The following is a 9121-nucleotide window of genomic DNA, read 5'->3' as shown; positions in this document are numbered from 1 at the left end:
ACGCCGGCTCCGGCCAGGCGCAGATCCGCGAGTTCGGCGACTTGGAGCGCGAGGAGTGGCAGAACGACGGTTCGTGGGTCGGCGTGCTCACGTTCCCGGCCGGCCTGCAGAACGACCTGTACGACCTCGTCAACGAGGTCACGTCCGGCGAGGGAGACGCCCGCGTAATTAAGGACAAAGACGAGCTCCGGACGCGGTAGGTCGTCGACGGCGCCGCTTCTCTCCCGAACGACCGCCATACGTGCCGCGGCCGAGAGCTTCATACTCCGCCGCGGGCCTCCTTTTCTCCATGCACGAGCGCGCGGCGGAGTTCGCGGCACGGGCGCGGGACCGCTACGGCGTCGACCTGGATGTCCTGGAGTTCGACGCGGGCACGGAGACGGCGGCTTCGGCGGCCGACGCGGTCGGCTGCGACACGGCGGCGATCGCCTCCACGATCGTGGTGTCGCTCTCGGGCGGAGACACCGGAGCCGATGGTGGCGGCGGCAGCGCCGACGGAGACACCGGCGATCGACTCGTCGCCGCGATCACCAGCGGCGCGAACCGGCTCGACCTCGACGCGGTCGCGGCCCACTTCGGGGCGGCCGAGGCGACGATGGCGGACCCGGTGCGGATCCGCGAGACCGTCGGCTGGAGCATCGGCGGCGTGCCGCCGCTGTGCCACGACGTCGCGCTCCCGACCGCCTTCGATCCGACGCTCGCGAGGTACGACACGGTCTACGGCGCGGCCGGGACGCCGAGCGCGGTGTTCGCCGTCGATCCGGAGCGGCTCGCCGCGCTCGCCGACGCGACGACCGTCGATCTGACGGAGTGAGGGCGAGCGGCGGCGTCACCGCCTCTGCGACCGCGTCGCCGGTCGGCGCTGACAATCGATCGCGGTCTCGCGGCCTGTGTTATTAACTATGAGTTGTGAAATAACAATACTTTTCTATTAACAGTTGGTATCGATAGGTATGACTCACTCACGCCGATCGGTGCTGAAGCGCGGAGGCGGACTGTTGGCCGCCGGAGCGGCGACCTCGCTCGCCGGCTGTTCGGGCGCCGCGGACGAGGGGTCCGCCGAGTTCGACGGCGGGTACGCGGCCTTCTTCACCCTCAACGACTGGGCTAACGAGGTCGTCGGCGACCGAGCGAGCTTCGAGGACCCGGTCGAGGTCGGCCGCCTCGGGCACGGCTGGACGCCGGACGGGACCCTCGCCGCGGACGTCGCCTCGACCGACGCGTTCGTCTACCTCGACAGCCCCGAGTTCGCGTGGGCGCAGGACCTCGCCGCGACGCTCGAAACCGATTACGACTCCGTCGCGGTCGTCGACGCGCTCGCCGACGTCGAGGACGACCTGCTCGACTGGGACCACTCGCACGGGAGTCAGGACGAGGAGAATCACGACGAGGAGAATCACGACGAGGAGAATCACGACGAAGAGAATCACGACGAGGAAAACCAAAATGACCGCCAGTACGACCCCCACGTCTGGGTCGACCCGGTCCTCGCGGGGCGGATGGTCGAGACCATCGCGACGGGACTCGGCGAGGCGGACCCCGAGAACGCCGACGCCTACGCCGACAACGCGGCCGCGTACGCGGAGGAACTCGACGACGTCGACGACGCCTTCGCGTCGATCGCCGAGAGCGCCGAGCGCGGCGTCGCCGTCATCGCGGGTCACAACTCGTTCCAGTACCTGGAGGCGCGCTACGGGTTCCGGCTCCACTCGCCCGTGGGCGTCTCGCCGCAGAACGAGCCGAGTCAGGGCGAGATCGCCGACACCATCGAACTGGTGAACGCGGAGGGGATCGACACGATACTCTACGACCGCTTCGCGTCGACGACGCTCGCCGAGACGATAGTCGAGAACAGCGACGCGACGGAGACGCGGGCCGTCAGCCCGGCCGGCGGGACCACCGAGGAGTGGAACGACGCCGGCTACGGCTACCTCGAACAGATGACCGAGGTCAACGTCCCCGCCTTCGAGCGCGCGTTCGGGGCGCAGTGAGTCGGAGCCTCGACGCGTCGGCGCCGGCCGACGGTCCCTCACCCGCCGCCGGACCCGTCCTCGCCGACGGACTAAAAGAGCTAAACGTTCGGACGACCCAGAGTCGGGACACGCAGTGACCGCAATCGTCGACCTCGACGGCGTGACGTTCGCCTACGGCGACACCGTCGCCGTGAGCGACGTCTCTCTGACGGTCGAGGAGGGGGAGTTCCTCGGGCTCGTCGGCCCGAACGGCTCCGGGAAGACGACCCTGCTCCACCTCATGCTCGGGCTCCACGAACCGGACGAGGGGACCGTCGATCTGTTCGGCCGTCCGGTCGACGAGTTCGACGACGGCGGGCGGATCGGCTACGTCTCGCAGAAGGCGACGAGCCGCGGCGGGTCGATGCCGGTCACGGTCCGCGAGTGCGTCACCATGGGCCGGTTCGCGCACGCCGGCCGAGGGCGCCTCTCCGAGGCCGACCGCGCCGCCGTCGCAGACGCCATCGAGACGGTCGGGATCGGCGACCTCGCCGACCGGCTCGTCACCGAGCTGTCCGGCGGGCAGAAGCAACGCGCGTACATCGCTCGCGCCCTCGCGAGCGACGCGGACCTCCTCGCGCTCGACGAGCCGACCGTGGGCGTCGACGCGGAGTCGCGCGACGCCTTCTACGCGCTCCTCGACGAGCTGAACGACGACGGGATCACCATCATCCTCATCGAGCACGACATCGGCGTCGTCACCGACCGCGCGAACCGCATCGCCTGCATCAACACCGAGCTGTACCACCACGGCGACACCGAGTCGTTCGTCGAGAGCGACGCCCTCTCGGAGGCGTACGGCGCGACCGGACAGGTCGTCCACCACCACCACTGATGAGCGGGACCACGGCCGCGGACGGCGGGGGGGAGGCGAACCCGACCGCGGACGCGAGGCCCGACCGCGGACTCCGACGCACGGCCGAGGTCGCCGCGCTCGGGCTCACGGCGGTCGTCGCGGTCGGCATGCTCGCGTTCCTCCTCCTCTACTGGGCGCGGGACCTCCCGGTCATGGGCGACCTCTACGCCGCGTTCCGGGCGCTCGGGCGGGGGATGGACGCCGCGTTCGGCACGAACGTGTTCCGGCACCCGATCATGTGGCAGTCGATGGCCGTCGGCGTGCTCGTCGGCGTCGTCGCGCCGCTCGTCGGCTCCTTCCTCGTCCACCGGGAGATGGCGCTGATCGGGGAGACGCTGGCGCACACGGCGTTCGCGGGGGTCGCGATCGGCATCCTCGTTAACGCGTCGACCGGCTGGGACAGTTCGCTCCTGCTCGTCGCGCTCGTCGTCGCGATCGCGGGGGCGCTCGCCGTCCAGTGGCTCACCGAGCGCACCGACGCCTACGGCGACGTGCCGATCGCGATCATGCTCAGCGGGAGCTTCGCGGTCGGCACCCTGATCGTCAGCTACGGGCGCGGGCTGACCGCCATCAACATCGAGGGGTACCTGTTCGGGAACCTCGCGATCGTCACCGCCGAGGGCGCGCGGCTGATGGGCGCGCTCTCGCTGCTCGTCGTCGCCGGCGTGGCGCTGACGTACAAACAGCTCCTCTTCATCACCTTCGACGAGCAGGCGGCGCGCGTCGCCCAGCTCAACGTCACCGGCTACAACACGCTGCTCGTCGTGCTGACCGCGGTGGTCGTCGTCGGCGCGATGCAGGTGCTCGGCGTCATCCTCGTCGCCGCGATGCTCGTCGTCCCCGTCGCGGCCGCCTCGCAGGTCGCGCGGAGCTTCCGTGAGACGACGTACCTCGGCGTCATCTTCGGCCAGGTCTCCGTGCTCGGCGGCTTCGCCGTCTCCATCGGGCTCGGCCTCCCCTCCGGGGGCTCGATCGTCGTCACCGCGATCGCTGTCTACCTCGCGAGCATCGCGCTCTCCGGCTTCTCGGTGACGGCCATCTCGGCGCACGGGTAGCCGCCGGGCGACGAGGGCGGGAATAGCGGCGAGGGCGGCGATAGCGGGGAGGACGGCGATGGCGGTGGGCGCGGAGAAGCCCGGCTCGCCGGACTCACGCGCGTGCGTCCGCCACGCGCGTTTTCCACAGACCCTTATGTCCCGACCGCGACCGAGACGTATGGGAGAGACGGAAACCTACACGATCACCGGTCCCGACGGTGACGAGGAGTCGTTCGAACTGCCCGCCGGTCTCGTCGACGTGCTCAGCGAGCAGGGCGAGCAGGGCACCCGCGTCGTCAGCGACGTCGTGGTGCAGGCGATGGCCCAGCAGGCGCACGTCATCGTCCACCACAGCGAGGGCGACGTGCCGGAGGACATCGCGGAGATGAACGAGACGGCCGCGGAGCTGTTCGAGGACCGGTTCGGGCAGTCGCTGGAGGACGCGCTCGGCCACTCGCACTGAGACACTCGCGTTTTTCGCCCCGTTTCCCGCGGCGCTTCGGCCCGCCGGCCGGTCGCTTAAGCCGCCGTGGCACCTACCGATCATCATGAGTTACGACTCGGACGCGCCGGTGCTGATCTTCGACGGCGACTGTCCGTACTGCTCGGTCGCGGCGCTCGCGCTCCGCCGACTGGAGGGCGTCGTCGCGGTGCCGTGGGAGGCCGACCCGGTCGGCCCGTTCCTCGAGGCGCAGTTCGGCTCGCGCCCGTTCGCGATGGTGCTCGTCGACCCCGGCCGCAGCCGGGTGTACGCCGGGCGCTCGGCGGCCGAGGAGCTCGCCGACCGCGCGGGCACTCCGGGGATCGTCGGCGGACTCGTCCGCGACAACTACGACCGGATCGCCGACGTCGTCGGGACCCTGTCGGGCCGCGGCCGGGACCCCGCCGACGTCCACGAGACGTACCGCCTGACCGACGCGGCGCGCGACCTCGTCGACGACCTCCGCCCCGCCGCGAGCGCCCCGCCGGAGGCGCTGTCGTGAGCGGGGACGGCGCCGGCGACCCCGAGCGCGACGGATCGGTCGCCGACTCGACCGGCGGCACGTACACCCTCCTCGTCGAGTTCGCGGCTTCCGCCGAGATCGGCGTCGGCGCGCTCGGGGAGCGCCGCTTCGGCGCCGGCCGCTACGCGTACACCGGCAGCGCGCTCGGCGCGGGCGGGTTCTCCCGCGTCGACCGCCACCGGCGGACCGCGCGCGGCGAGCACGGCGTCCGCCACTGGCACGTCGACCACCTGCTCGGTCACCCGGACGCCCGGATCGACCGCGTCGTTCGGAGCGTCGGCGCCGACGTCGAGTGCGCGGTCGCCGAGCGCCTCCCGCCGGGCCCGGTCGACGGCTTCGGCGCGTCCGACTGCGACTGCGCCAGCCACCTCGCCGCCGCGGAGGCGGGTCGCACCCTCGACGAGTTCGGCGCGCGGGTCAGGGACGCGCACGAGGCGGCGGTCGGATCGGCCGGTTCCGTCGGGCCCGGCGGCGACGCGCCCGGCGACGACGACGCGACCGCCGAGCGCGCCGCTCGGGTCGACGTCGTCGACGGCGAGTAGGCCCCCGATCGTCGATCAGAGGTCGTACCGCTCGACGATGTCGCTGAGCTGTTCGCGCCGTCCCTCGACCGCCTCGTCGCGCAGGGCCTCCTCCTCCGGCGTCGGACAGGTCAGCTCCGGGACGCTCGCCGGGGCGCCCCCCTCGTCGAGCGCGACGAAAGTGAAGTAGGAGGTCGTCGTGCGCCGTTGCTCGTCGGTTCGTGGATTCTCCGCGCGCACGTCGACCTTCACGTCGAGGCTCGTGCGCCCGACGTTGAAGACGTACCCCTCGATCACGGCGACCTCGCCCATCTCGATGGGGGCGATGAAGTCGACGTGGTCCATCGAGGCGGTGACGACCTGCCGGTTCGAGAAGCGCATCCCGGCGATCGCGCCGCAGATGTCCATCCAGTGGAGAACGGCGCCTCCGAGCGCCCGCCCGAGGTTGTTCGTGTCGTTCGGCAGCAGCATCTCGGTCATCTCGGTGTACGACTCCGCGACGGTCGCCGTCTCGTCCATACCGGCGGTGGGGAGGCGGGCGACTTGAACCTCCGGCTCTCGTCGTCAGGAGCCGTCTTGGGGTCCGTCGTCGAAGCGGACGGAGTCCGGGGAGCGACCGGCCTCGTCGACCACCTCGTCGGAGACGATGACGGGGCAGTCGATCCGGACGGCGAGCGCGAGCGCGTCGGAGGGGCGCGCGTCGAAGACGAACCGCTCCGGCTCGCCGTCGTCGTACCGCTCCGCGTCGACCTTCGCGTAGAAGGTGCCGTCGCGGAGGTCGTCCACCCGGACGCGGTCGATCGCCCCGCCGAACTCGGTGAGGATGTCGACGAGCAGATCGTGCGTCAACGGCCGGTCGAACGGCTCGCCCTCCAGCGCCATCCCGATCGACTGCGCCTGGTCGGCGCTGACGAAGATCGGGACGTACTCGTCGCGGACCGAGAGGATGACCGCCGGCACGTCGCCGCCCGGCGCGGAGCCCGCTCCGACCCCGACGACCTCGGCTTCGTGTTCCATACCGGATCGTGGTGGCGGCGGCATGAATAGCTGTCCCACGGGCGACGCCGCTCGGCGCCAGCGGAGCGCTCCCGTCCTCGGCGGGCTCCCGCCTCAGGCCCCGCTCGTCCGGTACCAGTACGCCCACGCGACCGTGAAGACGAGCGCCGCGCCGATGAAGAAGACGACGCCCGGTTCGAGCAGCGAGACGGCGTACTCGGCGAGCGGGTCGACGACGTACTCGACCGTGCCGTCGACCGCCGCGTCGCCGCCGTCGGCGGCTCCCCCGCCGTCTCCCCCGGACTGCTCCGCGGTGACGCCGGCGTCGTCGCCCCCGGTCGTGGTCGTCACGCGGGCCGTCGGTCCCGCCACCGAGAGGAGGCGCTGGGCCGCGACGGCCGCCAGTCCGATGAGGCCGTACCCCCCGAGCAGCCGCATCAGCGCGCTCTTGATCCCGGCCGACTCCTCCTCGCCGCCGNNCGGCGGCGTACACGTCCATCTCGCGGCCCTTCTCGGAGTAGGTCGTGTCGACGACGTCGACGAGGTCGGCGCCGTCGAGCTTCGAGAGGTGGTACTGCACGTTCTGGAGCGACGTGTCGACCTCGGCCGCGAGCTCGGACTTCGTCGCCGGCTCGTCGTGGAGGTGGGTGAGGATCTCGCGAGCGGTCTCGGAGCCGAGCGCGGCGATGAGATCGTCCGCGTCCTCGTCGTCGACGCCCACGACCCGCGGTTCTCGGTCCTCGGGCGTCGCGTCGGGCAGGGAGGGCAACAGCCGCGACATGATCGCCACTCTACGCCGTGAGGATACAAATTTGTTGGATCGGTTACGCGCCCGACGATCCGATATCGACTCACAAACCCTAAACGCGGCGAGGGGGTACGTCACGGCAATGACAGAGACGCCAGGGGGCTCCGACGGCGCGTCCGTGCCCCCGACGGCGAGCGACCCCGCGGCGGCGTCCGGGCCCGACGAGGCACCCGGGTCCGGCGGGAGCGACGGCGACGGCGACGGGGGCGCGGCCGGCTCCGTGACCGTCGTCGGCACCGCGCACGTCTCCGAGCGCTCGGTCGACGAGGTCGAGGAGACGATCGATCGCGAGCGCCCCGACGTCGTCGCGGTCGAGCTCGACGAGGGGCGGTACCGTCAGCTGCAGGGCGAGACGCCTGACGACCTCGATGCGAGCGACCTCCTGCGCGGCAACACCGTCTTCCAGTTCCTCGCCTACTGGATGCTCTCGTACGTCCAGACCCAGCTCGGCGAGCGCTTCGACATCGAACCGGGCGCTGACATGCGCGCGGCCATCGACGTCGCCGAGGGGCTCGGGATCGACGTCGCTCTCGTCGACCGTGACATCCAGACGACGATCCAGCGCTTCTGGGCGCGAATGACGGTCACGGAAAAGCTCCGGATGGTCGGCGGGCTCGCGTTCGGCGTCACCGACTCGCGGATCGTCGGCGTGCTCGCGGGGCTGTTCGTCGGGGTCCTCGCGGGGCCGGCGATCGGCCTGTTCGGCGGCAGTTTCGGAGTGACCACCGCGCTGCTGACGCGCGTGACCGCGGGCGTCCTCGTCGCCGTCGCCGCCGGGATCGCCGTCGATCAGGTCGGGAAGCTGGCGCTCTCCCCGGACGGCCGCCTCTACGCGGCGAGCGGGCTCGGCGTCGGCGCCGGGGTGGCCGCGGCGGCCTCCGGCGTCGCGAACGGGCTCGTCTCGACGTACCTCGGCGGCTTCGCCGTGACGGCGATCGGCAGTCTCGGACTCGGGGTCTCGCTCGGGCTGACGCTCGGCGTCGTCGTGGCGGCGCTGCTCGGCCTGACCGACCGCGGCGGCGAGCCGGAGCACGGCGGCATCGAGGAGCTCGGCGTCGAGGAGCTCACCGACACCGACGTGGTGACGATGATGATGGAGGAGTTCCGCCAGTTCTCGCCGGGCGGCGCCGAGGCGCTCATCGACGAGCGGGACGCGTTCATCGCCCACCGGCTCGTCGCCCTCCGCGACGCCGGCAAGGACGTCGTCGCCGTCGTCGGCGCGGGGCATCAGACGGGGATCGAGCGATACCTCGCGAGCCCCGAGACGCTCCCGCCGATGGAGGAGCTCGTCGGCCGGGAACGCGGCGGGAGCAGGCTACCGTGGAAGAAGGCGGTCGGCTACGCGATCACCGTCGGCTTCGTCGGCTTCTTCGTCCTGCTCGCGCTGGCGGGCGTCGAGAACGCCTTCCTGTTCCGGCTGTTCGGCGCGTGGTTCCTCATCAACGGCGCGTTCGCCTTCGCCTTCGCGAAGGTCGCCGGCGCGCGGTGGACCGCCGCGGGCGTCGGGGGCGCGGTCGCGTGGATGACCTCGATCAACCCGGTGCTCGCGCCCGGCTGGTTCACCGGCTACGTCGAGCTCCGGCACCTCACGGTGAACGTCGGCGACATCGGGACGCTCAACGAGCTGCTCTCGGACGAGACGCGGTCGCCCTCCGAGCTGGTCTCGGCGATGCTCGACGTCCCGCTGTTCAAGCTCATCGTCGTCGTCGCGATGACGAACGTCGGCAGCATCGTCGCGAGCTTCCTGTTCGCCGTCTACGTGATCCCGGCGATGTTCGGCGCCGAGGTCGGCGGCGTCGACGAGGTCGGCCGCCTCATGATCGACGGCGCCGGCACCGGCGCGGAGCTGATACGGAACGCCATCCTGGGCGGTGGTGGGGCGTGACT

At 71.4% G+C, this 9121-nt stretch carries 11 protein-coding genes and 1 pseudogene; 9 read left to right on the top strand and 3 right to left on the bottom strand.

Features of this window, described 5'->3' with window-relative positions; translation table 11 throughout:
• From DJ74_RS00495 to DJ74_RS00460, 8 genes are all read left to right on the top strand, one after another.
• Nucleotides 1-200 (top strand): SBDS family ribosome assembly factor (locus DJ74_RS00495; protein ID WP_321166851.1); only part of this gene is annotated, 200 nt, incomplete at its 5' end.
• An 89-nt stretch (nucleotides 201-289) separates the two neighbouring features.
• Nucleotides 290-814 carry a YbaK/EbsC family protein gene (locus DJ74_RS00490; RefSeq protein WP_094525967.1) on the top strand — a complete coding sequence of 175 codons (525 nt, stop codon included), beginning with the start codon at nucleotides 290-292 and terminating at the stop codon, nucleotides 812-814.
• A gap of 139 nt (nucleotides 815-953) precedes the next feature.
• Nucleotides 954-1991, top strand: coding sequence for a metal ABC transporter solute-binding protein, Zn/Mn family (locus tag DJ74_RS00485; RefSeq protein WP_094525966.1), 1038 nt, complete (start codon nucleotides 954-956; stop codon nucleotides 1989-1991).
• Nucleotides 1992-2106: 115 nt separating this feature from the next.
• Complete coding sequence (locus DJ74_RS00480; protein ID WP_094523362.1) at nucleotides 2107-2847, top strand: metal ABC transporter ATP-binding protein; 741 nt, start codon at nucleotides 2107-2109, stop codon at nucleotides 2845-2847.
• Nucleotides 2847-3923, top strand: a complete 1077-nt coding sequence (locus DJ74_RS00475) for a metal ABC transporter permease (RefSeq protein ID WP_094523360.1) — start codon at nucleotides 2847-2849, stop codon at nucleotides 3921-3923. The genes DJ74_RS00480 and DJ74_RS00475 overlap by 1 nt, the downstream gene beginning before the upstream one ends.
• A gap of 160 nt (nucleotides 3924-4083) precedes the next feature.
• Nucleotides 4084-4368 (top strand): hypothetical protein, encoded by a 285-nt coding sequence (locus DJ74_RS00470; protein ID WP_094525965.1) that lies wholly within the window; start codon nucleotides 4084-4086, stop codon nucleotides 4366-4368.
• Nucleotides 4369-4453: 85 nt separating this feature from the next.
• Nucleotides 4454-4888 carry a DUF393 domain-containing protein gene (locus tag DJ74_RS00465; RefSeq protein ID WP_094525964.1) on the top strand — a complete coding sequence of 145 codons (435 nt, stop codon included), beginning with the start codon at nucleotides 4454-4456 and terminating at the stop codon, nucleotides 4886-4888.
• Entirely contained in the window at nucleotides 4885-5451 is a 567-nt protein-coding gene (locus tag DJ74_RS00460; RefSeq protein ID WP_094525963.1) for a DUF123 domain-containing protein, read from the top strand. The genes DJ74_RS00465 and DJ74_RS00460 overlap by 4 nt, the downstream gene beginning before the upstream one ends.
• A 15-nt stretch (nucleotides 5452-5466) precedes the next feature.
• Here DJ74_RS00460 and DJ74_RS00455 read toward each other — a convergent pair whose 3' ends face one another.
• The 3 genes and pseudogenes from DJ74_RS00455 to DJ74_RS00445 form a co-directional block, all read right to left on the bottom strand.
• On the bottom strand, nucleotides 5467-5949 hold the full coding sequence (locus tag DJ74_RS00455) for an acyl-CoA thioesterase (RefSeq protein WP_094523352.1): 483 nt from the start codon (nucleotides 5947-5949) through the stop codon (nucleotides 5467-5469).
• Between the two features lie 45 nt (nucleotides 5950-5994).
• Nucleotides 5995-6447 (bottom strand): bifunctional nuclease family protein, encoded by a 453-nt coding sequence (locus tag DJ74_RS00450; protein WP_094523350.1) that lies wholly within the window; start codon nucleotides 6445-6447, stop codon nucleotides 5995-5997.
• A 93-nt stretch (nucleotides 6448-6540) separates the two neighbouring features.
• Nucleotides 6541-7207, bottom strand: a pseudogene (locus DJ74_RS00445) (ArsR/SmtB family transcription factor).
• Between the two features lie 109 nt (nucleotides 7208-7316).
• On the opposite strand from DJ74_RS00445, the gene DJ74_RS00440 reads away from it, so the two are divergent.
• Nucleotides 7317-9119 (top strand): TraB/GumN family protein, encoded by a 1803-nt coding sequence (locus DJ74_RS00440; protein WP_094523346.1) that lies wholly within the window; start codon nucleotides 7317-7319, stop codon nucleotides 9117-9119.
• The last annotated feature ends 2 nt before the right edge of the window (nucleotides 9120-9121 follow it).

The organism is Halorubrum sp. Ea8, assembly GCF_002252925.1.
Classification (GTDB): domain Archaea; phylum Halobacteriota; class Halobacteria; order Halobacteriales; family Haloferacaceae; genus Halorubrum.
This window is presented reverse-complemented; position numbering and strand designations above follow the sequence as displayed.

Excerpts from the sequence above, each read along its gene's own strand:
- DJ74_RS00475 (WP_094523360.1), top strand. The coding sequence starts at position 2,847 with ATGAGCGGGACCACGGCCGCGGACGGCGGGGGGGAGGCGAACCCGACC.
- DJ74_RS00450 (WP_094523350.1), bottom strand. The coding sequence starts at position 6,447 with ATGGAACACGAAGCCGAGGTCGTCGGGGTCGGAGCGGGCTCCGCGCCG.
- DJ74_RS00485 (WP_094525966.1), top strand. The coding sequence starts at position 954 with ATGACTCACTCACGCCGATCGGTGCTGAAGCGCGGAGGCGGACTGTTG.
- DJ74_RS00465 (WP_094525964.1), top strand. The coding sequence starts at position 4,454 with ATGAGTTACGACTCGGACGCGCCGGTGCTGATCTTCGACGGCGACTGT.
- DJ74_RS00440 (WP_094523346.1), top strand. The coding sequence starts at position 7,317 with ATGACAGAGACGCCAGGGGGCTCCGACGGCGCGTCCGTGCCCCCGACG.
- DJ74_RS00455 (WP_094523352.1), bottom strand. The coding sequence starts at position 5,949 with ATGGACGAGACGGCGACCGTCGCGGAGTCGTACACCGAGATGACCGAG.
- DJ74_RS00470 (WP_094525965.1), top strand. The coding sequence starts at position 4,084 with ATGGGAGAGACGGAAACCTACACGATCACCGGTCCCGACGGTGACGAG.
- DJ74_RS00490 (WP_094525967.1), top strand. The coding sequence starts at position 290 with ATGCACGAGCGCGCGGCGGAGTTCGCGGCACGGGCGCGGGACCGCTAC.